The 26,383-nt window shown below is 63.7% G+C and carries 21 protein-coding genes and 4 pseudogenes; 11 read left to right on the top strand and 14 right to left on the bottom strand.

What is annotated here, in order from left to right:
* Positions 1-231: 231 nt before the first annotated feature.
* The 11 genes and pseudogenes from ACSZPK_RS15355 to ACSZPK_RS15405 all read right to left on the bottom strand — a co-directional run.
* A pseudogene (locus ACSZPK_RS15355) lies at positions 232-557 on the bottom strand (helix-turn-helix domain-containing protein); the annotation flags it as partial.
* Positions 558-610: 53 nt separating this feature from the next.
* Positions 611-1,822: an MFS transporter gene (locus ACSZPK_RS15360; protein ID WP_437882337.1), complete on the bottom strand. Its 1,212-nt coding sequence runs from the start codon at positions 1,820-1,822 to the stop codon at positions 611-613.
* Entirely contained in the window at positions 1,819-3,144 is a 1,326-nt protein-coding gene (locus ACSZPK_RS15365) for an LLM class flavin-dependent oxidoreductase (protein WP_437882338.1), read from the bottom strand. The genes ACSZPK_RS15360 and ACSZPK_RS15365 overlap by 4 nt, the downstream gene beginning before the upstream one ends.
* Positions 3,141-4,484 carry an LLM class flavin-dependent oxidoreductase gene (locus ACSZPK_RS15370; RefSeq protein WP_437882339.1) on the bottom strand — a complete coding sequence of 448 codons (1,344 nt, stop codon included), beginning with the start codon at positions 4,482-4,484 and terminating at the stop codon, positions 3,141-3,143. Before ACSZPK_RS15370 ends, ACSZPK_RS15365 begins: the two co-directional genes overlap by 4 nt.
* Entirely contained in the window at positions 4,471-5,289 is an 819-nt protein-coding gene (locus tag ACSZPK_RS15375) for a transporter substrate-binding domain-containing protein (RefSeq protein ID WP_437882340.1), read from the bottom strand. Before ACSZPK_RS15375 ends, ACSZPK_RS15370 begins: the two co-directional genes overlap by 14 nt.
* On the bottom strand, positions 5,286-6,035 hold the full coding sequence (locus ACSZPK_RS15380; RefSeq protein WP_437882341.1) for an amino acid ABC transporter ATP-binding protein: 750 nt from the start codon (positions 6,033-6,035) through the stop codon (positions 5,286-5,288). Before ACSZPK_RS15380 ends, ACSZPK_RS15375 begins: the two co-directional genes overlap by 4 nt.
* Complete coding sequence (locus ACSZPK_RS15385; RefSeq protein ID WP_437882342.1) at positions 6,032-6,715, bottom strand: ABC transporter permease subunit; 684 nt, start codon at positions 6,713-6,715, stop codon at positions 6,032-6,034. Before ACSZPK_RS15385 ends, ACSZPK_RS15380 begins: the two co-directional genes overlap by 4 nt.
* Positions 6,712-7,437 (bottom strand): amino acid ABC transporter permease, encoded by a 726-nt coding sequence (locus ACSZPK_RS15390; protein WP_437882343.1) that lies wholly within the window; start codon positions 7,435-7,437, stop codon positions 6,712-6,714. Before ACSZPK_RS15390 ends, ACSZPK_RS15385 begins: the two co-directional genes overlap by 4 nt.
* A complete protein-coding gene (locus ACSZPK_RS15395; RefSeq protein WP_437882344.1) occupies positions 7,424-8,323 on the bottom strand; it encodes a hypothetical protein in 900 nt (299 codons plus the stop codon). Before ACSZPK_RS15395 ends, ACSZPK_RS15390 begins: the two co-directional genes overlap by 14 nt.
* A 3-nt stretch (positions 8,324-8,326) precedes the next feature.
* Entirely contained in the window at positions 8,327-9,379 is a 1,053-nt protein-coding gene (locus ACSZPK_RS15400; RefSeq protein WP_437882345.1) for an ABC transporter substrate-binding protein, read from the bottom strand.
* Between the two features lie 12 nt (positions 9,380-9,391).
* On the bottom strand, positions 9,392-12,091 hold the full coding sequence (locus tag ACSZPK_RS15405; protein ID WP_437882346.1) for a TonB-dependent receptor domain-containing protein: 2,700 nt from the start codon (positions 12,089-12,091) through the stop codon (positions 9,392-9,394).
* Positions 12,092-12,399: 308 nt separating this feature from the next.
* Between ACSZPK_RS15405 and ACSZPK_RS15410 the strand changes: the two are divergent.
* The 3 genes and pseudogenes from ACSZPK_RS15410 to ACSZPK_RS15420 all read left to right on the top strand — a co-directional run.
* Positions 12,400-12,570 (top strand): annotated as a pseudogene (locus ACSZPK_RS15410) (integrase core domain-containing protein); the annotation flags it as partial.
* Positions 12,571-13,077: 507 nt separating this feature from the next.
* Complete coding sequence (locus ACSZPK_RS15415) at positions 13,078-13,590, top strand: sigma-70 family RNA polymerase sigma factor (protein ID WP_437882347.1); 513 nt, start codon at positions 13,078-13,080, stop codon at positions 13,588-13,590.
* Between the two features lie 8 nt (positions 13,591-13,598).
* Complete coding sequence (locus tag ACSZPK_RS15420; RefSeq protein WP_437882348.1) at positions 13,599-14,537, top strand: FecR domain-containing protein; 939 nt, start codon at positions 13,599-13,601, stop codon at positions 14,535-14,537.
* Positions 14,538-14,578: 41 nt separating this feature from the next.
* On the opposite strand, the pseudogene ACSZPK_RS15425 reads toward ACSZPK_RS15420, so the two are convergent.
* From ACSZPK_RS15425 to ACSZPK_RS15435, 3 genes and pseudogenes are all read right to left on the bottom strand, one after another.
* Positions 14,579-15,487: pseudogene (locus tag ACSZPK_RS15425) on the bottom strand (IS110 family transposase); the annotation flags it as partial.
* A 229-nt stretch (positions 15,488-15,716) separates the two neighbouring features.
* Positions 15,717-15,941: pseudogene (locus tag ACSZPK_RS15430) on the bottom strand (DDE-type integrase/transposase/recombinase); the annotation flags it as partial.
* A 343-nt stretch (positions 15,942-16,284) separates the two neighbouring features.
* A complete protein-coding gene (locus ACSZPK_RS15435) occupies positions 16,285-16,881 on the bottom strand; it encodes a CGNR zinc finger domain-containing protein (protein ID WP_437882349.1) in 597 nt (198 codons plus the stop codon).
* Between the two features lie 376 nt (positions 16,882-17,257).
* Between ACSZPK_RS15435 and ACSZPK_RS15440 the strand changes: the two genes are divergently transcribed.
* Genes ACSZPK_RS15440 through ACSZPK_RS15475 form a run of 8 tightly spaced genes read left to right on the top strand, consistent with a single transcriptional unit; the run spans position 17,258 to position 26,330 of the window.
* Positions 17,258-17,878 (top strand): biotin transporter BioY, encoded by a 621-nt coding sequence (locus tag ACSZPK_RS15440; RefSeq protein ID WP_437882350.1) that lies wholly within the window; start codon positions 17,258-17,260, stop codon positions 17,876-17,878.
* Between the two features lie 46 nt (positions 17,879-17,924).
* Positions 17,925-18,629: an energy-coupling factor ABC transporter ATP-binding protein gene (locus ACSZPK_RS15445; protein WP_437882351.1), complete on the top strand. Its 705-nt coding sequence runs from the start codon at positions 17,925-17,927 to the stop codon at positions 18,627-18,629.
* Positions 18,626-19,279 carry an energy-coupling factor transporter transmembrane component T family protein gene (locus tag ACSZPK_RS15450; protein ID WP_437882352.1) on the top strand — a complete coding sequence of 218 codons (654 nt, stop codon included), beginning with the start codon at positions 18,626-18,628 and terminating at the stop codon, positions 19,277-19,279. Before ACSZPK_RS15445 ends, ACSZPK_RS15450 begins: the two co-directional genes overlap by 4 nt.
* Positions 19,276-20,493, top strand: coding sequence for an acyl-CoA dehydrogenase family protein (locus ACSZPK_RS15455; RefSeq protein ID WP_437882353.1), 1,218 nt, complete (start codon positions 19,276-19,278; stop codon positions 20,491-20,493). The genes ACSZPK_RS15450 and ACSZPK_RS15455 overlap by 4 nt, the downstream gene beginning before the upstream one ends.
* A gap of 50 nt (positions 20,494-20,543) precedes the next feature.
* The gene (locus ACSZPK_RS15460; protein ID WP_437882354.1) at positions 20,544-21,386 is read left to right on the top strand and encodes an SDR family oxidoreductase; all 843 of its coding nucleotides are present in this window, start codon (positions 20,544-20,546) and stop codon (positions 21,384-21,386) included.
* A complete protein-coding gene (locus tag ACSZPK_RS15465) occupies positions 21,383-22,720 on the top strand; it encodes an NtaA/DmoA family FMN-dependent monooxygenase (protein WP_437882355.1) in 1,338 nt (445 codons plus the stop codon). The genes ACSZPK_RS15460 and ACSZPK_RS15465 overlap by 4 nt, the downstream gene beginning before the upstream one ends.
* Positions 22,717-24,093, top strand: a complete 1,377-nt coding sequence (locus ACSZPK_RS15470) for an LLM class flavin-dependent oxidoreductase (protein ID WP_437882356.1) — start codon at positions 22,717-22,719, stop codon at positions 24,091-24,093. The genes ACSZPK_RS15465 and ACSZPK_RS15470 overlap by 4 nt, the downstream gene beginning before the upstream one ends.
* 53 nt (positions 24,094-24,146) lie before the next feature.
* Positions 24,147-26,330, top strand: coding sequence for a TonB-dependent receptor family protein (locus ACSZPK_RS15475; protein ID WP_437882357.1), 2,184 nt, complete (start codon positions 24,147-24,149; stop codon positions 26,328-26,330).
* Positions 26,331-26,383: the final 53 nt, after the last annotated feature.

Raw genomic sequence — 26,383 nt, forward strand, 5'->3', positions numbered from 1 at the left:
ATGAAAGAAGAACTAATGATCAGAATGAATCCACTACTATTCGTTGCCCCCAAAGATCACCTTAATCTTAATAGGCAATTAATCACTGCAGATTCTTATGACCTCTGGGCGATATCTGTTTACTCGGTGGATATGTTCTAAGGCTTACCCCGAAACGGGCTCTTTAGCCACGGGGGGGCGCCGCATATATTCCAGGCACTGTTGTAGCAGCACTCACTTTCAGGGGGCCAGCTCGATCGACACCATCACCGCCGCTCGGCTCCACAACGTAAACTCCATCTTCAATTGCTCGGGGCGTTTGTCATCGATGAGCTTACGTATTGTCGCTTCCTGTTCCTCAGTCAACACTTGATCTTCGCTATACCGGCGCCCCGCCAACGCTGCCATTGCTTTGGGCTTCATAGCGTTCAATCACGCATGTGACGGTGGGAATGAGATAACCCGACCTCTGCGGCGATCTGGGCGCGTGTTCGTCCTTGCTGGTAAGCTCAGATCACCTCTCGTCGGCGTTCGTATTGCTCAGTTGGACTAAGCTTCCGGGCATCGTCTTTTTCCATACACACAGCACCGCACAAATTTCAATGAAAGTTAATTTATTTATGGGCCTTATCTATAAGTAGCTTCCCATACGGTCGCGCTGGCGTAGATCGGGGAACAGGTACATCCACAGCCCGGCGACAGCCAGCGCCCCGACACCGCCCAGTAATATGGCGGGCACCACTCCCAGCAGCGAGGCGCTCAGCCCGGACTCGAATTCGCCCAACTGGTTCGAGGCGCTGACGCATAGGGTATTTATCCCTCCGATCCGGCCCCGTATAGCATCCGGAGTATCCATCTGGATCAGCGTCTGGCGCAGGACCGTGCCGATCACGTCCGCGGCACCGACCACCGCCAGGGCGAGCATCGCCATGGGAAGCGAGGTGCAGGCGGCGAAGCCCATGGTGGCCAGGCCGAAGACCAGCACCGCGCCGAACAGGCAGCGCCCGACACGCTGCATGGGCGGTCGCCAGGCCAGCAACAACGCGGCCAGCAGAGCGCCGACCGCCTGGCCGGAGCGCAACAGCCCGAGCCCCCAGGAGTCGACCCGCAGCACATCGGCGGCGAACACCGGCAGCAAGGCGGTCGCGCCGCCGATCAGCACGGCGCACAGGTCGAGGGTGATGGCACCGAGCACCACGGGATGACGGCGCAGGTGGTGGAAGCCGGCGAACAGCGAGGCGAAGCCGAAGGGTTCGCGCATCCCGGAGAGGTGCCGCCCGCCGATCGCCGCGATCAGCCCGGCACCCACCAGGTACAGGACGGCGCTGACAAAGTAGGCGGCCTCGGGCCCGGCGAGATAGATGAAGCCGCCCAGCGCCGGGCCGACTACGATGGCCGCCTGCATGCCGCCGCTGGACAGGGCAAAGGCCCGTGACAGCAGGCCCGTCGGCACCAGGCTGCTGAGCAGCGAGGCATTGGCCGGCATCTCCACCGCCCGCTCCGCGCCGATCAGGGCGACCAGCAGCAGAATCAGCGTCCGGCTCGGCTCGTCCTGCAGCGCGCAGACGCCCAACAGCGCCACCGCAAGGGCCTTGACCGGCAGCGCCACCAGCAGCACACGGCGGCGGTCGAAGCGGTCCACCCAGTGGCCGGCCGGCAGCGCCAGCAGCAGCGTCGGCAGGAACTGCGCGAGCCCGACCAGCCCCAGGTCGAGGACATTGCCGGTCAGTTGATAGAGCTGCCAGCCGACCGCAACCATCTGCATCTGGTTGGAGGCCATGCCGGCCACCCGCGCCAGCCAGAACAGCATGAACTTGCGATGCTGGAACAGGCTCCGGGTCAAGCGCGCGCCTCGCCGTGAGCGAAGCCGTTGGCCGGCCGGTCGAGTCCCAGGTGTTCGCGCAGGGTGCTGCCGCCGTAGCGCTGGCGGAACAGCCCGCGGCGGCGCAATTCCGGCACGACCAGTTCGAGGATGTCGTCCAACCCGCCGGGCAACCAGGGCGGCATGATGTTGAAGCCGTCCGCAGCGCCGGCCTCGAACCAGTGCTGCAACTGATCGACCAACTCTCCGGCGGTGCCGACCAGGGTCCAGTGCCCGCGCGCCGCCGCCAGTCGCTGGTAGAGCCCGCGCAGGTCCAGCGCCTCGCGGCTGGCCAGCTCTTCGAGCAGTTGCTGACGGCTGCGATTGCCATTGGTCGGCGGCAGCGCCGGCAGCGGGCCGTCCAGCGGGTAGCCGGAGAAATCGAAGCCGCCCGCCATCCCGGATAGCAGCTTGCGGCCGACCTCGGGATGGATCAGATCCTGCAGGCGCTGGAACTTGTCCTCGGCCTCGGAGCGGCTACGCCCGACGTGCAAGGTGACCCCCGGCATGATCCGCACCTGGCGTCCGGCGACCAGCCGTTGGCGCAGGCGGCCGGCGAAGTGCAGGGCATCCTCAAAGCGCTGCTGGGCTGTGAACACCACTTCAGCGCTCTGCGCCGCGAGGTCCAGCCCGGCCTCGGAGGAGCCGGCCTGCACCAGCACTGGGTGGCCCTGCGGCGGTCGGGCGATGTTGAGCGGCCCGGCGACCGCGAAGAATTCTCCCCGGTGGCCGGTGACATGAAGCTTGCCGGGGTCGTAGAAACGGCCTTCCTTGCGGTCGACCAGGAAGGCGTCGTCCTCCCAACTGTCCCACAGCCGCTTGACCACCTCGACGAACTCCGCGGCCTTGCGGTAGCGCAAGTCATGTTCCAGTTGCCCGTCGCTACCGAAATTGCCGGCCACTGCCGGCGAGGAACTGGTGACGATGTTCCAGCCGGCTCGCCCAGCCGATAGGTGATCCAACGAGGCGAACTTGCGCGCCAGGTGATAGGGCGCCTCGTAGCTGGTCGTCGCGGTCGCCACTAGGCCGATGCGCGAGGTCTGCACGGCCAGCGCCGCGAGAAGGGTCAGCGGCTCAAAACGGACCCCACCGGGGCCGCGCCAGTCGACCGGGCTGCCGTGGCTCTTGATCGCCGGTGTATCCGAGAGGAACACTAGGTCGAATCCGGCGGCCTCGGCCTGGCGCACCCAGCGCAGGCTGTTGGCAAACTCGAACAGACTCTGCGCGCCGGGTTGGCGCCAGGCGGCCAGGTGATGGCCGTAGCCACTGAGGAACAGCCCCAGCTTCATCTGCCGCGCGCTCATTGCTGCGCCTGCCGGACGAAGCGGTTGCCCGGGCGGGCTAGGCCAAGGTTGTCGCGCAGCGTGGCGCCCCGGTACTCGGTGCGCAACAGCCCGCGGTGCTGCAACTCAGGCACCACCAGTTCGACGAACCGTTCGACGTCTCCTGGGAACAGCGGGAAGATCAGGTTGAAGCCATCGCAGGCGCGGCTTTCCAGCCAATGCTGGAAGTCATCGGCAATGCTCTGCGGGGTGCCGATCAGCACCCGGTGGCCGCCCGAAGACATACGCTCCAGCAACTGCCGGACGCTGAGCCGTTCCTCGCGCACCAGATTCAGCAGCAACTGCTGGCGGCTCTGGTTGGCATTGGTTAGTGGCACAGTCTCTGGCAACTGGATCGGCGCATCAAAGGGCAACGCCGCCAGGTCGAAGCCGATGCGCCCGGAGGCAACCGACAGGGCATTGTTCCGTTCGACATAAGTCTGCGCCCGCTCGTGGCACTCCTGGGCCTCCTGCAGCGTGCGCCCAACCTGCACGCTCACCCCAGGCATGATCAGCAGTTCGTCCTGTCGGCGGCCGTGAGCCTCGAGCCGGCGCGCCATGTCGGCATAGAAGGCTTGCGCGTCGGCCAGCGATTGCGAAGCAGTGAAGATCACGTCGGCGCTAGCCGCGCCGAGTTCCCGGCCGACCTCCGAGGAGCCGGACTGGAACACCACCGGGTGACCCTGCGGCGGGCGCGGCGCGTTAAGCGGCCCCTTCACCGCGAAATACCGGCCACGGTGTTCCAGGCGGTGCATGCGGGCGACGTCGAAGAGTACCCCGGCATCCTTATCGAGCAGCGGCGCCTCGTCCTCCCAACTGTCCCACAGCGACTTGATCACCTCGACGAACTCCTCGGCCCGCTGGTAGCGCAGGTCGTGCTCCAGGTGCTGGTCGAGATTAAAGTTTTCCCCGCCGCTGGTCGACGTCACCAGGTTCCATCCGGCGCGCCCACCGCTGAGCCAGTCCAGCGAGGCCAGTCGCCGCGCCAAGGCATAGGGCTCGTTGTAGGAGGTGCTGGCGGTAGCCACTAGGCCGAGATGGCGGGTCAACGGTGCCAAGGCCGGCAACAGGGTCAGCGGGTCCCAACGCATGACCCGGCCGCTGCCGGCCAGGGCAACCGGATCATCGCCCACGGACAAGCCATCGGGCAGGAACAGCGCATCGAAGCGGCCACGTTCTAGAGTCCGGCAGGCCTCTACGAAAGGTTCGAAGCGCCGGGCGATGTCGGCCTGCGCTTCCGGCAGGCGCCAGGCGCCATTCTTTGCCGCATGGGCCGGCAGCATGGCGGCCAGGCGGAGTTGTCGGGTCTTAGCGTGAGTCATGCATGCTCCTGAGCCAGGCATCGGGCGTCTGGCCATGTTTGCGGTAGAGATCGAGAATCAACCCAGAACGGTGCCACTGGCCGACAACCTCGCTGACAAACGCCTTCAACGCCGGCTGGCCCTGGCGTAGAGCCAGGCCGTAGTCGAGTTCGTCCTGGGGTGGGAACTTGGCCTCCATGTTCTGCCCCCAGTGCTGGTTATCCTGGCGCAGCGCCTCGTAGACCCGCGCCGAGGCCTGCAGACCGACGCAGCGGCCGTCCTCGATGGCCTTGAGCGACTCCAAGTGGCCACCGTAGGACACGTAGCGAATGCCGTAGCGCCGCTCGTAGAGCGTCGCCCAGGGCGAAGAGACCATGCCGCACACCTTACGGCCGCGCAGTTCCTCCCAGCCGGCGATCCGGTAGCTTTTCGGGGCGATGAACACCGAGCCGGTGCGTAGCACCGCCGGCTCGGCGAAGTCCGCGCGGATCTTGCTGCGGTCGTGGCCGAGCAGGTACATCAGGTCGCAACGGCCGCCGCGGATGAACTCCAGGCGGTTGGTCGGCGTGTGGCGCACCAGCTCCAGCCTTACTGGCTTGCCGAAATGCTCCGCTAAGCGCCGTGCCAGATCCTCGGACAGTTCGAAGAGAATGCCCACCTGGCGACCGCTGGCATCGTGGTAAGCGAACGGCGGCGACTCTATCGGCTGGCAGACGCGCAGCAGGCCGCGCTCCGCGATACGTTGCAGCGCATCGTCGGCGCTGGCGCACGGTCCCGCGAGCAGGCCCAGAGCCAGGCAGAATCCGGACAGTCCGGCGCGCCTCACAGTACACGCTCCAGAAACCGCCTGGTACGCGGATCCTGCGGAGCAGCGAAGATCCTCTCGGGGGACCCGGATTCGACTATCCGCCCACCATCGGTGAAATACACCGTGTCAGCGATCTCCCGAGCGAAGCTCATCTCGTGAGTGACGATCAAGCAGGTCATGCCGCTGGCAGCGACGTCACGGATGGTCAGCAGGACCTTCTTGACCGTCTCCGGGTCGAGGGCCGCGGTGACTTCGTCGAACATCATCACTTGCGGGCGCATCGCCAGGCTGCGGGCGATTGCCACGCGCTGCTGCTGGCCACCGGACAACTGCCCGGGGTAGGCGTTTTCCTTCTTCTCCAGGTGGATCTGACGCAACAGCTCTCGGGCCCGCTCACGCACCGCCTCGGGCTCTTCGCCGAGCACGGTGATCGGTGCCAAGGTGATGTTCTGCATCACCGTCAGATGCGGGAACAGGTTGTAGTTCTGGAACACCATGCCGACCTGGCGACGCAGTTGCAGGAGGTCCAGGCCGGCGGCGGTCACTTCGATCCCCGCCACCGTGATCGACCCCGCGTCCACCGGGGTCAGAGCGTTGATGGTGCGCAACAGGGTCGACTTGCCGGAGCCCGAAGGTCCGATCAGGCAGGCGATCTCGGAACGGCGGATTTGCAGCGATATACCGTCCAGCACGCGCTGGCCGTCGTAGCGCTTGGCTACTCCGCGCATGTCGATCTGGATTGCAGTAGGTAGGTTTTGGCTCATCGGTAATGCCCCAGCCTTGCCTCTAGTCGCCTGGACCAGAGGGAGAGCGGATAGATGTAAAGGAAGAACAGCCCGAAGGTCAGGCCATAGGCCGGCAGCAGCAGGTCCGGTCGGGTCTCGCCGGACAGGCGGATCTCCAGGGTCAGCATGAGTTCCTCGACGCCCAGCAGGGAGGCCAGCGAGGTGCCCATGGTCAGCATGCAGTAGAGGTTCATCCACGGCGGTAGCATGCTCCTGAGCGCCTGTGGGACGATCACCCTGCGCAGGCTCTGGCGGCTGTCGAGGGCCAGCGCGGCGGCGGCCTCCCACTGGGTGAGAGGAATCGCCCGGATGGCACCACGGACGATCTCTGACATGTAGCCGCAGGCCGGCAGGGCGAGCCCCACGGAAGCCTTCAGCCAGTCTGGCAGCAGATAGTAGCCACCCAGCCAACTGACCTCGAAGGGAAGCAGGTACATGATGTAGAACACCACCACCAGCGGCGGCGAGGCCCGCAGCAACTGGGTCAGCCAACTGGCAGCGAGGGCCGGCGCGCGTAGCGAAGAGCATTGCATGGTGCCCAACAGGGCTCCGAGTAAAGTGGCAAGTAGAGTGGCAACAACACTCATCAGAATGTTCAGACTGAAGCCCCGCGCCAGATCGGGGGCCCACAGCGGCAGCAACGGCAGAATGTCGTTCATCGGTAGTGATACCCCGGCAAGCGCAGGCCTCGCTCCAAGCCCTTGAACAACAGGGTCACCGCCAGCACCAGCAGCAGGTAGGTAGCCAGCACCACCGGCATCATCTGCAGCACGTTGAAGTTCTCGGTCCACAGCCGGTTGGCGGCCGACATCATCTCCGGCACTGCGATGGCGTAGGCCACCGAGGTCGCCTTGACGCCCTGCACCATGCTGTTGCCGATGGCCGGCAAGGCATTGCGCAGGGCCAGCGGCAGCACCACCTTGCGGTAGACCTGCAGCGGGCTCAGGCCCAGCGCGGCTGCGGCTTCCAGGGTCGCCGCGGGAACCGCGTCGACGCCGCTGCGCAGGGCCTCGACCTTGAACGCGCCGGCATGCAGGCCGAGGACGATCACCGCCCAACTGAAGTTGCCGACCATCCGCTCCGTGCTGCCGTCGGCCTGGCTCGCCATCGGCAGCAGCGAGCCCAGGCCGAAGTAGAAGAAGTACACCTGGGCCAGCAGCGGCGTATTGCGGAACAGCTCGATGTAGCCGCCGACGGCCAGGCGCAGGGGCTTCAGACGGGAAGCCTTCATCCAGGCGCCGAGCACGCCGATCAGCAACGATAGCGACAGGCTCCACAGCGACAGCTCCAGGGTCATCCGCACGCCGTCCAGGTAGCGCCGCGCGTCCGCGCCGGAAGCGAAGGCAGGCAGGCCCGCCAGCCATTGTTCAAGCAGGAACATGCGCCGGACTCTGGTAATGGTGGAGGTGGCTGAAGCCCAGGCGCGCCAGGCGGATCGCGGCGATCTCAGCAACGTCGGGGTCGGCCGCCACGATGATCAGCGGCTCGCCGGCCCGCGCCGGCGGCAAGCGTTCAAGTCCGGCCTCCCAGTCGTCTAGGCGCAGCGACGCCTGCGCAGCAAGCGGCCCCGGCTCGGCGTCGTCGATGACGATCACCGTCAGCGGCCCGGCCGTCAGCGCCTCGGCGAGTTGCGCGGCGTCCACCCGCGGCACGAACAGGCGCCGTTCGGGCGGCGGCGGCGGCGCGTCGAGTAGCGCCTCGTGGCCGTCGAGGAACTGCACCGCCAGGCGGTGCGGCCGCGCGTAGGGGTTGCCCGGCGCATCGCGGCCGATCTCGTAGGCATGCAGGTGCAGGGCCGGGACGCTGCCGACCACCTCGATGTTGTGGTACTCGCCCACCGGCAGGAACAGTCCGCTGCCCGCCTCGACATACAGGTCGTCAAACTGCTCCAGGCGCACCAGACCCTCCTCCTCGCCCGCATCCACGCGCCGGTACAGCCGGTTGCGCTCGCGCCCGGCGACCCCGGCGATCAGTGCCCAGGAACGATGCCGGTGCGGGTGGTTGACGCGCCCGGTGACGCCTACCGAAAGGTAGATCGCATAGCCATAGTCGGGGTCTTCGGCCAGCCGGTACATGCCGCCGCCGGGCGAGCCCGGCTTGACTGGGAAGCTGTGCGCCGGAAACAGCTCGCGGCGCGCCGCCAGGCCGCCGACCAGGGCGCGCAGGCGCTCGACCAACGGTTCCGTCGGCGTGCTGCCGGGTTGCAGGGCCTTGATGGCCTCGAAGGTATCGCGCACGGCGGCGCTGCGCTGATGGATCACCGACATCGTCTACTCCTGTGGATCGCTCAGAGAGGCATGCGCCTCGGCCAGGTAGCGCGGATCGGCCCACTGGTCGACCGCGAAATCGTTGTTCAGGTAGCCGCGGCTGCGCAGGAAGCGCCGGCGCAGCTCGATAGCTGCCAGGTTGCGCGGCGACAGGTTGGGCACGAAATCGAGCTCGCCAATGGCGGCGCGCAGCAACTGCGTGTCGGGGAAGGAAGTCACCCGCAGCAGCAGTTGCGCGGCGGCATCACGATTGCCGTTGATCCACCGCCCGGCGCGGATTGAGGCACGTAGGAAGGCCACAACCACCTGCGGATGGGCTTCGGCGAAGGCGCGGTCCACCACCATAGTGAAGGGGCCGTTCTCCAGCGCCTGGGTCCAGTCCGGCACCTGCCCGAGATCAGCCAGCACGGTGACCGCGCCACTCTCCACCAACTCCCGGGTGAAGCCGGGGCGTCGGCTGTAGATCGCGTCGACCTGGCCGTCGAGCAGCGCGCGCGCCTCGCGTGACTGCAGCGCCGGGGTTTCCACCAGTTGCGGCCAAAACCCCGATGGACGCCTGGCCGGAAGGTATTCCGGGGGCTGTTCCGCGCCATCCAGGTCCAGCCGGTGAACATCCCCTGGGGCCAGTCCGGCGGCCCCCAGGGCAGCCTCGAAGGCGTACTCGGAGATGGCCCGGACGAAATCGATCCGCTCGCTGCCCAGGTAGCGCGGTAGGCCGATGCACCGGCCCCGCAGTTGCCGCACGTGATGCAGACCCTCGCTGGCGCGGGCGAGAATCTGCCCTCCGCGCTGGGTCGCGGTGAGCCCGAGCAGCACGCTGTCGACCCGGTCTGCCTTCGCCGCGATGGTCGGAATCGCGCCGCCATCGCGGAACAGCGGGGAGAGCGAATGGTTGAAGTGCGGTAGCCAGCCCTGCTCCCGGGGCAGCGAGCGCAGGTAGTCGGCCCGAGCGCCGGCCCGCTCGAACTCCTCGTCCAGCCAGCCCAGCTCCACCGCGACATTGGAAGCCACCAGCACCGGGCAGATGGTGTAGTAAGCCCGTACGGATTCCGTCATGTTCAGCGCTCCTCAGAAGTCGTAAGTCACCGAAGTGAACAGGTAGCGGCCGTTGAAGCCGGCCGGCGAGAAGGACGAGTAGCGGTTGATGCTGTTGACCACGTAGGGCGGCTCGTCCGGGTAGCTGTTGAACAGGTTCTTCGCCCCCAGGGTGCCGCTCAGCGAATCGCTGAAGTCGTAGGAAAGCGCGGCATCGACCACCCACTGCGGGTCCAGCCAGTAGTTCTGCGAGGTATCCGAGTTGACGTTCTTGGTCCGCCCGTAACGCACCGCAGCCAGGCGCACGCCCCACTTCGCCAGGTCGTAGTTCAGGCCGAGGATGATCTTGTCCTGCGGGTAGCCGTGTTCGAGCACGTCCACCGTGTAGGCCGAGTTGATGTCGATGCCCGCAGCGGCCAGCACGCCCGGCGCGGAAAACACTTTCTTGACCTCGTTGCGCACGATCGCGCCGCCGGCCGACAGCTCCAGCCGGCCTCGCGAGCCGAGGTCGAACCAGCGCCGGGCGGCGATGTCGACGCCACGGGTACGGGTATCGGCGGCGTTCGCGTAGACTCGCAGAGAACTGATCCCCGAATAGCCGCTGGCGGTGAGCAGGTTAGTCACCAAAGTACCGGTGAAGTCGTCGGACAGCAGCAGGCGATCATCGATGTCGATCTGATAGGCATCGATGGTCAGCGAACTAAACGGGTCTGGTTGCCAGACCAGGCCCAGGGAGATGTTTTTCGACTTCTCCGGCTCCAACTGTGGGAAGCCGAGGGCTTGGGCAATCGCGCTCTGCGCCGGGACGATCTTCTTGTACACTGGGTTGCCGCTGCTGTCGGCGCTGCTCGAACTGGAGGTGATGCCAATCTGGCCGAGCGACGGGGCCCGGTAGGAGGTGCTCAGCGAGCCGCGCAGAGCGAAGCTTGCGACGAACTGGTAGCGCCCGGAGAGCCGTCCGGTCCAGGTGCTGCCGAAGTCCGAGTAATTCTCGACCCGGGCAGTGGCGCCTAGCGACAGCTTCTCGGTGAGGTTGCCTTCCGCGCCCAGGTAAGCGCCAAACACCTCACGGGCATACTCCGCTTCATCGGCCTTGCTGACCGCCCGGCCGCTGGGTGCCGCATCGCCGGCATTCGGCCCATCGAGAATCGCCACCCCGCCGTCCACCCAGCCCAGGTAGTCGCCCGCGCGCAACTCGAAGTCCTCGCGCCGGTAGGCCACCCCGCCCGACAGGGTAAGCGGCCCCGCAGCACGCCCGGCGAACAGCTCGCGTACATAGTCGGCGGTGAGGTTGCTCTGCGCATTGATCCGGGTACCGGTGACAAAGCCGACCGGGCTGTCGTCGCCGAGGGTCGCGTTGAGCTCATCCTCCCAGTACTCCTGAGCCCTGGAGCGCCCATAACTGGCATTCAGGTCCAGTTGACCGCCGTACAGCTCGCCGAGCAGGGCACCGAAGGAAGCGGCTAGATCGTGGTTCTCGGTGCCGTTGCGGGTCTGCACGCCATCCGGGAAGATCGAGCGAACGTTGCCATCGTCGCGTGCCGTGGTCGGGCTGTTGGTCCCCAGAGTCTTGTAGTAGGCATAGTTCAGATAGCCGTACAGACGCAATTGCTCGCTGACATTGAATGCCGTGTTGGCGAGCAGCGAATAGCGATCATGCTCCGGTGTCCCAGTGACGAATTGCCCGCGATCGAAGCTGCTTTCCCGCGAGTCGCCGGTGAAATACCAGCGCCGCGGGTCATCCTTGGAGCGGTCAGTCTGTTCGCCACTGTCACCATCGAAACTCAGGGTGAGGAAGCCATCGCCGGGCAGGCTGAAGCCCTTCCAGCCACCCAGGCGACGGCGCAGGCCATCACCCTCGTCGAAGTACTTGCCGGCTTCTGCAGTCAGGCTGCCGCCATCACCCGCCTCGCGGAGGATGATGTTGATCACCCCTGCGATGGCATCCGAGCCGTACTGCGCAGAAGCGCCATCCTGCAGGACCTCGATGCGCTCGATGGCGACCAGCGGGATAGTGTTGATGTCTACCGGCTGGGTACCAGTCAGCGGGCCGGACTGCGACTTGGCCACCGCGTTCGGAGTGCGCCGCTTGCCATTCACCAGCACCAGCGCCTGCTCCGGCGCCAGACCGCGCAGTGTTGCCCCCTTGACGTTCAGATTGCCGCTGGAAGTCGGCATTTCCTGTGGATAGCTGAACGACGGTACCAATGTCATCAGCGCCTCGTTGAGGTTGGTCGCCCCGGTGGAGACAAGCTGCTCGTGGGTAACCACCTGGACCGGCGCTGCGCTGTCCAGCGCCGTGGTATCGCTGCGCCGCGTGCCGGTGACGATGATCGTATCCAGCCGCGGCGAGTCGGCGAGCGGCTCCCAGCGCGCCGTGCCCGGAGGGACGGCGGCAGCGGCGGCCGAAGGCTCCGCGGCGGCCTTCCTGACCACCACGAACGCCCCGCCGGGGCTGACCTGCAACTCCAGGCCGCTACCGACCAGCGCCTGGCGCACCGCTTCCTCGACCGACAGCTCGCCCTCCACGGCGGGCGCCGGCAGGCGGCCGATACCCGGCTCAAAGGAAATCACCTGGCCGCTCTGTCGGCTGATGCCGATCAGCACCGTGTCCAGTGAGCCGGCGGCGATGTGGTAGACCTGCCGCTCGGCGGCAATGGCCGGCCCGGCGATGATCCCGGCGGCGATGGAAAGCGCCAGCAACTGATGCTGGAAAGGTTTGGCGATGCGCAAGACAGTATCCCCCGACGATTATCGTTATTGCCGCCAGGACTCGACGGCGTTCATGCAGGGGATGTGGCGCGAGCGGGGGAAATCTTGCAGAACGCTTGGCTATAAGCTTATGCGTGGGCGTTTTCCGACACCTACAACGCCTGGCCGGCGTCTGACCACGAAAGAGCCTACAAGCCAATGGCGCGCCTGCGAGCCCGGCCAGAAACAAAGCTGAGGGTAAGCGTGCCCCAGCCGGCAGTACCGAGAAGATCTGCTTCGATTGAAGGAATACCGGGCAAGCATGTCGATGGACAGTGGTGGCAGCGCGGCAAGCCGAACGCATGAACCGCACCATCAAGGACGCCACGATAAAGACATACCACTAGGACGATCCGAAAAGCCTGGAAGCCCAGGTACTGGCCTTCGTCACGGTCTACAACTTCGCCAGGCATCTCAAAGCTTTACAGTGGCGAACACCTTACCAAACCGTATGCGATGCCTGAATCAAAGACCCATCGGTCTTCAAAATCGACCCGCACCATCTCATTCCGGGACCAAACATCTACAGGATGCCGGGCGCGAGATGTTCACGGTGGGCAAAACAGTAAACTTGCGTCGGCCGCGTAAAAAGACTTAAGGGGGACACGCCTGGAGCGCACTTAAGGCGGCTATCCTCGCCCGCAAAATGCAAGCTGGCAGCGAGCGGTTTCGCTAAATCAGCCGCGGTTTTATTCGATTAGCCGTAGCCAGGATGAATCCAGATTACGACTGAAAAGTTCTGCTTCGAGAGGATAGAAACGGGCTGGCAGGTCGTCGAATACTGCTGGTAACGGCTCTTGTCGCGAAACTGCGATGAAGCGCCGATGGACTCCGTCGGCAAGCGATTTACATAGAACAATAAAAAATATACATCCTGAATATTGTTATTTCTCAAGCATAAGAAAGGTTAACTAGGATACGCCGACCGGACCGCCGGCCCCTGCATTATCTTCGGAGCCATTGCCATCATGTCCGGTGCTGACCAGCTTCTCCACCACGAACACGTGGGCCATCTTTTTCGCGAGCATTACCCCTGGCTGTGTGCTCGTCTGCGTATTCATCTACGCTGCCGGGCGACTGCCGAGGATCTAGCCTCGGAAACCTTCGTGCAGATCCTCGGTGCGCCGCCAGACGAGACGATCCGAGAGCCGCGCGCCTTCCTCGGGACCATCGCCCGGCGCCTGCTGTTCCAGACCTGGCGCCGCCGCGATCTGGAACGCGCCTATCTGGAGGGCCTACGCGGTCAGGACGAGACGCTGGCGCCATCGCCCGAGGAGCAGGTACAAATGATCGAGGCATTGGTCGCAATCGACCGTCTGCTCGACGGTCTGCCGACCAAGGTCAAGGCGACTTTCCTACTCTCTCAGGTGGATGGCATGAGCTACCCACAGATCGCCGTTGCACTGGATATTTCCCAGCGCTCGGTAAGCGACTACATGGCCAGAGCACTGAAACGCTGTCTGCTCTTCAGCCTAAAATAGGAGGAATGATGAGCGAGCGGCAGCGGCTGATCGACGAGACTACCCAATGGCTAGTGCTGGTAAATTCCGGCCTGGCCAGCGACGCTGAATTGCAGGCGTTCCACGACTGGCGTCTGCGTGACCCGGATCACGAGCGGCTCTGCAAATGCTTGGAGCGTACCCTCGGGGTATTATTGCAGGTGCCCCAGTCCCAGGGTGTCAACAGCGACTTGCTACGCCGTGCGCTGGCTGCTCCATCATCGCGCCGCAGGTTGCTCGGCCAAGCGCTAGCACTTGGTAGTTTGGCGTTTGGCGGGACGCTGCTGGGAAGCCGGGCACTCCCGATGGACAGCCTGCTAGCTGACCTACGTACCGGTACCGGCGAACGCCGCAGCGTGACCCTGGCGGACAGCAGCCGGCTGACTCTGAACGCCTGCAGCTCGGTGGACATGGGCGACCGCAAGTTACGCCTACACGATGGGGAGATCCTCTTGGAGGTCGCACCGCGATCTGGAGCGCAGCCCTTCGTGCTAGCCACCGCGGATGGTGAGGCGCATCTACCGGCGGGCCGCGTGCTACTGCGGCATGGCGACTACAGCCAGGTCGTTTCGTTCGGGACGGCGCTCTCGATGCGCAGCGCGCAGGGCGTCTGGCTGGAGCTGGCGGCCGGCAGCCAGGTGCACTTCGACCGTCACGGATTTGGGCCAGTGACGCCAAGCCAGGGCAACGAGGGTGCCTGGGTCAACGGCATACTGGAGGTCCGCGACCAGCCGCTGGCTGAGGTCATTGAGGCGCTGCGGCTCTATCGCCAAGGGGTCGTCCGCGTCGATCCGCAGGTTGCGAGCCTGCGCGTCAGCGGGCTGTTCCGTCTCGATGACAGTGAGTTGATGCTGGAGGCTCTGGTACGTACCCTGCCAATCCGTATCAGCAGGCTGACCGACTACTGGATCATCTTGGAAGCAGCCTAACCGTGATCTCTCAGTAGGTTATTGACCCAAGGCACTTCTGGAAGTGATAACGCACTGTTTGCGGCACGATCACCACCTCGATTCAGGCGATGTCGGGTGACCTTCCCTGAAGAGGCCTGGACTGAGCTAACCCCACCACATAGGGCCGTGAAGCTGGACTCTGAGCAGAAATGATCGCTGTTATCGCCTACCGTCAGTAGAAGCTGGGCAGCAGTCTAGTAACCGATGGTATTGCGGGAAACCAACTCTGGGACAAGGTCGTCAACCAAGCCCGCAATCATCACATCCAGGTTCGCTATTTCGTCATGCAGTTCGAGATAACGCCGCCCCAGCGACTTCAGGGCGATCCGGTAGGTGGACGCGACTTGGCGATAGTTTGATAGATCTGGACGCCATGCTGCCAGCGTTCTGATCAATTGCATGCGTGTCAGCGTGCGTAATGACTCACGCAGTTCATCAGGCGCGCTGACGATAGTGTTCTAGATGAGTTGCAGTGCAACGCGCCGGGCCTGTATGGCGGTCTTGCGACACACCTTGAGCACGCGCAACAATTCGACCATGCCGTCTCGTTTTTTGGGAGTAACTGTACGAACACCTGCGAAGGCCGCATGCGCGGCATTTCCGGCATCGAAGGTGTCATCTTTGACCCGCTTGCGCCTATCACTTTTATCAGGCGCGGTAACTTCAAGGACGACTACACCAGACTGTTCCAAATAGCGTAATAGTCTGGCGCCGTACGTTCCGGTGCACTCGACCCCAACCCGCATCAGCTCGCCAAACGAACGCATCCACGTCAGCATTTGCTTGTGGCCCTGACGAGTAGTCGCAAAGCTCTCGCTGGCCAGGATACGATCCTGCTCATCTACGATTGCGGCAACCTTCAGATCTTTATGGGTATCTACACCGCCTACGACCTGTTTCGAAACACTGTTGGCCTTAACGTTGCTCATGGCGGGGTCGCTCCGGTTCACCGAGCACGAACTGAACCGCTTAAACCGAATATCTGGACAAGACAGTAAAGTGACGTGGTGTCAGGCCCTTCTTGGGTCACATGTATCGGCAAGGCAGTCACCTTGACGCGCAGTGTTCCCGGATGGTCGGCAGGTCCGGGGAAAGACACAAGGGTCGATCGGAGTGTGGGTCAGGCCATCTGGAAACACTGGCCAGCACATTCTTACTGTCGGAATGAAACAGCACCTGCTGCGGTTTCCCTCGCTGTTCGTAGGCTATGTCCAACGCCTTGATGGCCAGATCGGCATCCGGTTTGGCGGACATCGCCCAGCCGATCACTCGTCTTACATGCAGATCCAACACCACTGCCAAGTAATTCCAGCGACCTTGTGCCCAGATATAGGTGATGTCGCCGCACCACACCTGGTTGGGTCGTTCGGTCGCGAACTCACGATGAGGCAGCTACCGGGAAGACAGCAGCACCTGTTCTACCGGTTCAATCTGGAAGATCACGTCCCATCCCAACACCTCCTGCGCAGCATTGACCAGTGTCTGGATCTCAGTGACCTGCGCGCCTACCCGACATCACCGATATCAGCTCTAGCCTCGCCATGGAGCGGATCAACTCTACCACAGCCCTGTCCTTGCCACAGGCGTTGTCGCCATTACGCCAGAAGCCATAGCAAGGCTTGACCAGAAGCCATGCACGCCGCTGCAATCTGGCTGCCCACCAACGATTCCGATCGAATGGTTGAACTCTCGCGGCAACCCGGACCATCTGAAACGTCAACAGCCCTTAACCCGGGTCCTCCTGATTTTGCTGCCGTTGCCTATAACGGGCCGTAGCGTGCCGTGCCCCACAATTCGTAGAGCACCAGTGACGATCGCCCCGCCGTGAGCGGTCGACAAAAATCACCGGGCATATATGGCTTTCGCACTCACGAATGCGCTCGGCATATTGCCCGGAGAACAACTCCACGGCATCACGCGCGATCAGTGCCAGCACCTGGTTCTGAGTGACCGTTTCCGGCACCAGCCTGGTTCGCCCATCAGCCTGCAATTGGGTTACCGGAACGGGGTGTTCGGCATATTGGTTGATGGCCCGAACATCGGTTGGCAATGGCGGTAGGTTCTTCACCCGGGCCTGGGCGACACCGTAGATTGCACGTCGCAGGTCGCGCATCTTCTCCAGTTCTTCCTGGCTGACCTGACCGCTCACCGTGGGCAGGCCAATCTGGCTCAGCCAGTCATTCCATATCTGCCCGTTCTGAATCCGGTCGTAGCGACGCCGGGTCCACTCGCCAAAGGTTTCAACCAGGAACAGAGCCGGGGTGCCGCTGCGAAAATTAAAGCGCAGGTCTCGCTCGCTCAAACCCTGTTTTTCTTCACTCATGATCGAACACTCCTCCTCCGGAGGCATAACGGCAGTCTCGGATATCTCACACTCAGTCATTAGTCTAACCAATATCAATATGTTTAAAAACGCCCTAATTTGTTAATGGTTAAACCTATAACAAATGCAAGATCAATCCTCGTACTGCCAGATCGTTCCACACCAAGGTGTGTTCGTGAAATTGACTTATAATGTCAACAAATCCTCGCTTATACCGACAAAATTGAAATCACTCAGCTCGCTTTGAATCATAAGTAGATAACCGACCAGGAATATATAGATAGATCAAATCAATCTTTTGAGAATAAAAACGCTTATGTAGCATGAAGATCAGTTAACAGATTGACTAATAACCAATTGAGTAGTGAGTGCCGTCATGAGCAACAAGAGCGCCGTATCCTCATCTGCTACCGAAACGCCCGCTAATCAACGGCGCACGCTCCTGCCCCGCGACCTGGCTCTGATCGCCCTGTTCGCAGCACTGATTGCCGCACTCGGCCTGTTCGGCATCATTCCGATTGGCCCGGTGGCGATCACGGCACAAACCCTTGGCGTGATGTTGGCTGGCACGCTCCTGGGACCACGCCGCGCGGTATTTGCCGTACTCGCGTTCATTGCCCTGACCCTGGCCGGACTGCCCCTGCTTTCGGGAGGTCGAGGCGGTCTGGCACCGCTGTTCAGCCCGTCTGCCGGCTTCCTGCTCGGGTGGCTGCCAGGGGTGGCGGTCATCGCCTGGTTGGCGCCGCGCCCTACCGCACGCTATTCGCTGGTACGCGCGGCCTTGGCCAACATCGTCGGCGGCATTCTGGTGATCTACGCCTGCGGCCTGCCTGTGGCCGCCTGGCGCCTGGGCAGCGGCCTCGGTGCCTCACTGCTGGCGGCGGTGGAGTTTCTCCCTGGGGACCTGATCAAGGCTGCCGTCGCCGTGCTCATCGGACGCTCCATCGCACGCGCCTATCCCATACCGCCGGCCGGTCTGCGCCGAGGCGAACACTGATACGTAACCCGTGCCCTGCTGTGCACATGAAACCGAGGTCTGACCGTTGATTTCCATTCGCAACCTGAACCATCGCTATGGCGACTGGCCCGTCTTGCACGACATCAATCTGCAACTGAGCGAACGGCGCATCGCGCTCATCGGCGCCAATGGCAGTGGCAAATCCACGCTGGCGAGGACCTTCAATGGCCTGCTGCAACCCGAACAGGGCGAGGTGCATGTCAACGGCGTGGACGTACGCCGCCATCCAGGCGAGGCACGCCGCCACGTCGGTTTCATCTTCTCCGACGCCGACAGCCAGATCATCATGCCGACGGTGGCCGAAGACGTTGCCTTGGGGCTGCGCCGTTTCAAGTACGACAAGGCGCGTGTCAAACAGGAGGTGGACAGCCTGCTGCAACGCTACGGCCTGGAGCGGCACGCCGATCACTCCGCGCACCTGCTGTCAGGCGGGCAGAAACAGATGCTTGCCTTGTCTTCCGTGCTCGCCACCCAGCCGAAGATCCTGATCTGCGACGAGCCGACCACCCTGCTCGACCTGCACAACGTCGAACTGTTCGTGCAGACCCTAAGAGGCCTGGAGCAACAGGTGATCCTGCTCACCCATCAGTTGGAAATCATCGAAGACTTCGACCGGGTGATCGTGATCGACAAAGGCCGCGTGCATTTCGATGGCCTGCCTGGCGAGGCCATCGACCAGTACAAACGCCTGATTCGCAACCGCCTGGCTCATCGTGAGGAGGCGGTATGATGGGTTTGTACCGACCAGGGCACTCCTGGCTGCACAGGCTGGCACCCGGTTGGAAGTTCGCCGCCCTGCTCCTGCTGGCCACTGCGCTATCCCTGACGCCCAGTCTCTACGGCCAACTGGCCTGGCTTGGTGCCACCCTGGCGCTCTATCTGAGCGTCGGGCTGGGTTGGCGCCCGGCGTGGAGCGCGTTGCTCAGCCTTTCGCCGTTCTTCGTGCTGATCATTCTCATCCAGTGGCTGACAGTGAACTGGCAAGCCGGCGTCTGGCTGTCGCTGTTGATGTACGTCGCGGTACTGCAAGCCGGGCTGCTGACCCTGACGACCCGGGTCGCGGCGATGCTCTCACTCTTCGAACGGCTGCTGCGCCCACTGGCGCCTCTGGGGGTGGACGTATGGAAAGTCAGCCTGGTGCTGGCGCTGACCATTCGCTCGATTCCCCTGGTCAGCCGGGAAATCGTCATCGCCCGCGATGCGTGCAAGGCACGCGGTATCGCCCACCCCGGCTTGCTGATCATCACGCCGGTGCTGGTCGGCCTGATTCGCGAAAGCGAAGCCATTGGTGACGCGATAGCCGCCAGGGGGCTGGAAAGCGACCCCGCCCACCAGGACCCGACAACCGAATCACGCACTATCGGGAGCGCCTCTCAATGACTGCCGTCCACACCATTCGCGACGAACAGGAAGTCGCCTCCATCCTCGATCGGCTGGTTCCGCTGGTGGCCGAAAGCGTGGTGCAGCGTGACGCTGATGGCACCCTGCCGAGCCAGGCTCTGGAGGCTATTGCCGCCAGCGGGCTGTTGGCCCTCAACGTACCCAAGCGGCACGGCGGCATCGAAGCGAGCGCGGTGACGATCGGCCTGGTGTGCCGACGTATCGCCATGGCCGACCCGAGCGTGGCGCAGATTTTCCAGCCGCACTTCGCCGCCCTGGATGCGCTGGGGAGAATCGGCACTGAACGCCAGCAGGCATTCTTCTTCAGCGAAGCACTGGATGGCGCCTGGTTCGGCAACGGCACCAACGAGGTTGGCGGCAAACGTGGCTTCGAACATTTCCGAACCCATGTCAGGCAAACCGCCGAAGGCGATTACCTGCTCGACGGCCGCAAGTACTACAGCACCGGTGCCTCCACGGCACGCTGGATCGCGGTCATGAGCAAAGACCCGCAAGAACGGATCGGCGTGGCCTATGTCCGACGCGATGCGCCGGGCGTGACGGTCGAGCAGGACTGGAACGGTTTTGGCCAGCGCGGCACCAGCAGCGGCACCACGACCTTCGACAACGTGCATATTCCCCACTGGCACTTCGTCGAACGCTGGAAGCTTTTCGAGCGCCCGCAGAGCCATGGTGCCTTCGGCCAGTTGCATCACATCGGTCTTGACCTGGGCATTCTCGACGCGGCGCTGCAAGACGCCGTGCAGTATGTCCGTCATCGCTCGCGCCCGGCTGGCGAGTCGCCCTATGCCAGCAATAGCGAGGACCCGGTGGTGCTGCAAACCTTCGGCCGCTTCGCCATCCGCCAGCGCGCCGCTGCCGCTCTGCTGGATGAAGCCGCACGGACCTACGACCGTCTCGACCCGCTGGTGCGCGCAGCTGGCTCCAGTGAGGAAGTCGCCGCGCAGGCAGCCGCGCAAATCAGCCTGGCCGTGGCCGCGGCCAAAGCCTTCACCGCCGAGCAGTCGGTGGCGATCAGCAGCACCATGTTCGAGTTGATGGGCGCGGGGGGCACGTCACGCTCACTGGGCCTGGATCGACACTGGCGCAATACCCGCACGCACTCTCTGCATGACCCGGTGCGCTGGAAAATCCATCACTTGGGCAATCACCTGCTCAACGGAATCCTGCCACCCAACAGCGGCATTCTCTAAACACCACACACTCACTTAGCGCCCCTTCGATGGGGTTGGGGGATCTTTGCATGGCAGTTTGGCTCGTAACAGGAACCAGTCGTGGCTTGGGCCAGGTTCTGGTAGAGGCACTCCTCGCGTCCGGCCACCAGGTCGCGGCACTTTCACGAACACCGGCCGCGCGACACAGCGACAATGCGAACCTGCTGCAACTGGCCGCCGATCTGCGCGATCCGGAGCAGGTCAAAGCAGCCATTTCGGCGACGGTAAAACACTTCGGCCGCATCGATACGCTAGTCAACAATGCTGGCAAGGGCCTGCTAGGCGCCATCGAGGAAACCAGCGAGGCCGAGGCAAAAGACATTTTCGCGCTCAACCTTCACGCCCCGCTGAGCGTGATCCGCGAAGTGCTGCCGGTGCTGCGTGCCCAGGGCCAGGGCAACGTGGTCAACATCAGTTCGCTGGCCGGGCAGTCCGGTGCGGCCTCCTGGGGCGTCTACTCGGCCAGCAAGTTCGCCCTGGAAGGGCTTAGTGAAGCACTGGCCAAGGAAGCCGCCGGATTCGGCGTAAAAGTGCTGATCGTCGAGCCGGGTATTCTGCGTACCGATTTTCTCGAACCCCACTCACTGCTCACCACCCACGACCAGCTCGAGCCTTACCAGGCATCGGCTGGCGCGGCGCGTGAAGCACTGGCGAGCAATCGTGGCAAACAACCGGGCGACCCGCGCCTCGCCGCACTGCGCATCATCGAGCAGGTCAGCCACGGTTTGCCGGATGATGGCCTGGCCTCGCGCCTGATCCTGGGCTCCGATGCGGCGCGGGTGATCAACGCCAAGCTGGCGTTGCTGACCGCTCAAGTGCAGGCCAGTGCACCGTTGGCCGGCAGCATCGACATCGCCACGGTCCCGGCATGACGACGCACAGATACATGCACCTGGCCCTGGTGATCGGCGACGCCGGTTTTCACCAGGCGGCCTGGCGCCAGCCTGACAGTGGCGTGGAGCGCCTGAGCGAATTGTCGCTGTTTCAGCAACTGGCCCAACGTGCCGAACGCGCCTGTATCGACAGCCTGTTCGTTGCCGATGTGCTGGGTTCCGACCGCACCAACCATGCGAGCTGGCCAACCAACCAGCTCGAACCGCTGACGCTGCTCTCGGCCCTGGCGGCGGTTACCCGGCAGATCGGCCTGATCGCGACCCTGTCCACGACCTATACGCCGGCCTACACATTGGCACGTCAGGTGCTCTCGCTCGATCATCTCAGTGGCGGGCGAGCCGGGGTCAACGTGGTGACGTCCCGAGGGGGTCAGCAGCTCTATGGCCTCGAGCAATTGCCGCCCCATGAGCAGCGCTACCAGCGTGCGGCTGAAAGCCTCGAGGTGGCGCGGCAACTCTGGGATGGCTGGGCGCCGGACGCGATCCTGGGTGACCGTGAACACGGTCGCTACGCTGATCCGTCACGCATCCACGAGACCGCATTCCGTGGTGAGCAGGTCAGCGTGCACGGCGCACTGCCCGCTCCTCGCTCGCCCCAGGGGCGCCCGCTGGTGGTACAGGCGGGCACGTCCGAGGCGGGCCGCGACCTGGCCGCACGCCATGCCGACATCGTGTTCACCATGCAAAGCGATGCCGAGCGCGCAGCGGACTTCTATCGTGACCTCAAGCAACGCGCCGTTGCGCAGGGACGCCGTGCGCAAGACCTGCGGGTGCTACAAGGCGTCACCCCGTTCGCTGCCGCAAGTGCACGGCAAGCAGAGGCCTTGCAGCACGCACTGGCCGAGTTGACCGATCACCGGCAAGCGCTGCAACGCCTGTCCAGCCTGCTGAACGGCATCGACCTGACCGGCCAGGCCCTGGATCGTCCGTTGCCTGCGGCACTCGTTCAACAGGCGAGGCAGGCGCCGCCGAGCACGGCGGCCAGCGAGATGCTCGCCTTGATCGACCGCCAGGCCAGCCTTGGCGAAGTGGCCCAGCGCCTGGTTGCCTCGCGCGGGCACTGGACGCCAGTCGGCAGCCACGACGACATCGCCGACCAGTTGCAGGCCCGTTTCGATGCGGGCCATACCGATGGCTACGTGATCCTGCCCGCCGAACTCGGTGCCAGCCTCGACGGCCTGCTCGACCAAGTGATCCCACGCCTGCAACAGCGCCAGGTCCTGCGTGGGCAGTACCGGGGCAACACCCTGCGCGAACACCTCGATCTTCCGCTGCCAGCCTGGCAGCCCCCATTCCAAGGAAAGCAGTCATGAGTTCATCAGCCTCCGGCCGTGGAGCCAACGAGCTGTTCTTCAATGCCTTCGAGCAGAATTGCGTGTCCCTGGCCTATCACGGCCTCTGGGCGCACCCGGATTCCGGGCGCTTCGACTACACCCGCCCGGCCTTCTGGAAGGACCTGGCCCGGACCCTGGAGCGCGGAGGCTTCGACAGCATCTTCCTGGCTGACGTGGTCGGCGTGCATGACCTCTATCGCGGCGGCTACCAGACCTCGGTCACCCACGCCATGCAGACACCGGGCGGCGATCCCAGTGTGCTGATCCCGCTGATGAGCGCTGTCACCGAGCACCTGGGCTTCGTCTTCACCCAGTCGATCCTGCAAGAGCCGCCGTTCAATTTCGCCCGGCGCGTCTCCTCCCTCGACCACATCACCGAGGGCCGCGTGGGCTGGAACATTGTCACCTCGCACCTGGCCAGCGCCGCGCGCAACCTGGGCTGGCCCGACCTGCCCGAACACGACACGCGCTACGCGATGGCCGCCGAATACCTGGATATCTGCGGTGAGCTGTGGCAACACAGTTGGGCCGAAGACGCCGTGCTGCGCGACAAGGCCAACCGTCGCTACGCAGACCCGGAAAAAGTGCGCCGCATCGACTACCAGGGCACCTACTACCAAGTGCCCGGCCCGCACCTGTCCGAACCGTCACCGCAGCGTACACCGGTCTTGTTCCAGGCCGGCTCCTCCGAGGCTGGCCGCCAGTTCGCCGCACGCAATGCCGAGGCGATCTTCCTCGACTCGACCACCCCACTCGGCGCCCGGCAGATCATCGATGACGTACGCCGTCGCGCCCGTGAGGCCGGTCGTGATCCGTCGCGCATCCTGTTCTTTCAGGGCCTGACCTTCGTCGTTGGCGGTTCGGACGAAGAAGCCAGGGCCAAGGACGCCAGCTATCGCGAATACCTCAACGAGGAAGCCTTCGCTGCCCAGTTGAGCAGCGCGGCCGGCCAGGACATTTCCGTGGTCGACCTCAATACACCGCTGGAAAAGATCCGCACCAACACCCAGCAGGGCTGGCTCAACAGCCTTCGCCAGTCGGCCCCGGACCAGAACTGGACCCTCGGTCAGGTGCTGCTCTGGCGGCGTAACCGGCAAATCGTCGGCAGCCCGGAGCGCCTCGCCGACGAATTGCAGAAATGGAAGGACGCGGGTGTCGACGGTATCAACGTCACGCCGGTGATCTCACCCGGCAGTTTTGCCGACTTCAGCGATGGACTCGCACCCGAGCTGCGCAAGCGCGGCCTGCTCAAACAGCATTATCGACCCGGAACCTTGCGCCAGAAACTGTTTGGCGAAGGTGACCGCCTGGCGACCGATCATCCCGTGGCCCGTGGCCTGAACGCCAGGTGAACCTGGCAAAGCCACGCTCAACCCGGCCCAATCACCTTCAAGGTTTTACAGACATGAGTGTCAATCATCCCCCGTTCGCGCTTTCCAGGCTTTCGCTTCGCCTGTGCTCAGTCCTCGGACTGAGTGCCGGTATCGCCCTGCTCAACGTAGCCAAGGCCGAGGAACAAGATTCCTCGCCGCTCTCCAGCGTCCAGCTCGACCGGGTCGAAGTGCTCGGTGACAAGCAGACAGAAGCACAAGAAGCGCGTCAGCAGCTCAAGCGCACACCAGGCGGCACCAACTTCATCGACCTGCAAAGCGTCGAGCAAGGTCGGATCAGCACCAACGAAGATGTCTTCAAGTACCAGCCGGGGGTCTATGCCAAGACGTCTAACAACGATGGCACCAAGATTTCGATCCGCGGCTCCGGTCTCAACCGTGGCCCGGGTGCCCACGCCTCCGGCCTCTATGAAACCTTCGACGGCCTGCCGCTGACCGGCCCCGGAGGAACCCCCTATGAACTCAAGGAGCCCTTGTGGCTGAGCCGCGTCGAAGTTCTGCGCGGCGCCAACGGCTTCGATCAGGGCGCGCTGTCTCTCGGCGGCTCGGTCAACTATGTGACCCACACCGGTTACGATGCGGCCAAACTCAAGCTCCACTACGAAGCCGGCACCCACGGTTACGCCAAACGCGAAATCAGCTCCGGCCAGGTCTTGGGTAACGCCGATTACTACATCAGCGTCACCGACTCCGAATACGACGGTTATCAAGACCACAGCAGCGGCGACAGCAAAGGGGTGGCAGCGAATTTCGGTTATCGCTTCAACCCCAATCTGGAAACGCGCTTCTATTTCCGCTATCGCGAGACCGAGAACGACACCCCTGGCAAACTCACCCGCCAGCAGATCGAACATGACCCACGGGCAGCCAACTCGGTCAACGCCGCCCGCGACTCGAAGCGGCCACAACCTGGAGCGACCTGGCTCGCCAACAAGACCACCTTCCATCTCGATGACAACTCGCGGGTCGAGGCCGGCCTGGTCTATCACGACTATCCGATGGACCTGCAAGAAGGCACCAACCGGGTCAAGGTGGCCTACACCGATGTCAGCGGCAGCCTGAACTACATCCGCCAGGACCAGTTGTTCGGCCACGAAAGCAAAACCACCCTTGGCTGGCGCACGACCAAGGCGCTGCCCAACAGCGGCGTTTCCGAGTACGTCCGGGTGCCGGTGGGCAATACCGCTGGCTACGCGGTGGGCACCAAAACCCGTGGTTACACCTACCTGGGCTCTGACTCGGTGCTGCACATCGGTAACGACCTGGAACTGCTACCGGACCTGTGGCTGACCACCGGCCTGGCGGCGATCTACACCCGGCGCGAAACCGGCGTCACCTACCCCGACACCGGCACCAAGGTCAGCACCAGCGACTGGGATTACGCACCACGCCTGGGCCTGCGCTACGTATTCAGCCCGGACCTTCAGGTGTACGGCAACATCAGCCGCTCGGTCGAGCCGCCGCATCACTGGTCGATGATCTGGGGCTCGAACAAGTACTTCCCGGCCGGCAGCGGCGCAGCCACAGGCCTGCAACGTGAAGGGGTGAAACTGGATAACCAGACCGCCACCACCCTGGAAGTGGGCAGCCGGGGCCAGGACTGGTTCGGCAACTGGGACGTGGCGCTGTATCGCTCCTGGATACGCAACGAGTTGCTGACCATCGAGACCCAGGCCGCCACGTCCACCACCTCACAGATCCTAGCCGAGTCCAATGCCAGCCCGACCATCCACCAGGGCGTCGAACTGAGCCTGGACAGCCCATTGTGGGATGGCGGCAGCGCCGGCAAGCTGTCGCTGCTACAGGCCTATACCTACAGCGACTTCCATTACCGCGACGATGACCGCTTTGGCGACAACCAACTGGCCGGGGTGCCCGAACACTTCTACCAGGCGGAACTGCGCTACAACCACCCCAGCGGTTTCTATGCCGGCCTCAATGCCGAGCATGCCTCACGGGTTGCCGTGGACTACGCCAACTCCTTCTACGCCGCGCCTTACACGATCTTCGGCGCACGCCTGGGCTATGCCTCGCCGAACAAGGACTGGGACGGCTGGATCGACGCGCGCAACCTGACCAACAAGCGCTATGCCAGCACCGTCACGCCTGGCTACGACGACAAAGGCCAGGATGTCGCCCGCTCCTCACCGGGTGATGGCTTCGGGATCTATGTCGGTGCTTCCTACGCCTTCAACTGAGCCGTTTGCGGCCAGGGCATGCCCAGACATGCCCTGGCATGACGAGAGTGAAA

It is taken from the genome of Pseudomonas sp. LRF_L74, assembly GCF_965644255.1.
GTDB lineage: Bacteria > Pseudomonadota > Gammaproteobacteria > Pseudomonadales > Pseudomonadaceae > Aquipseudomonas.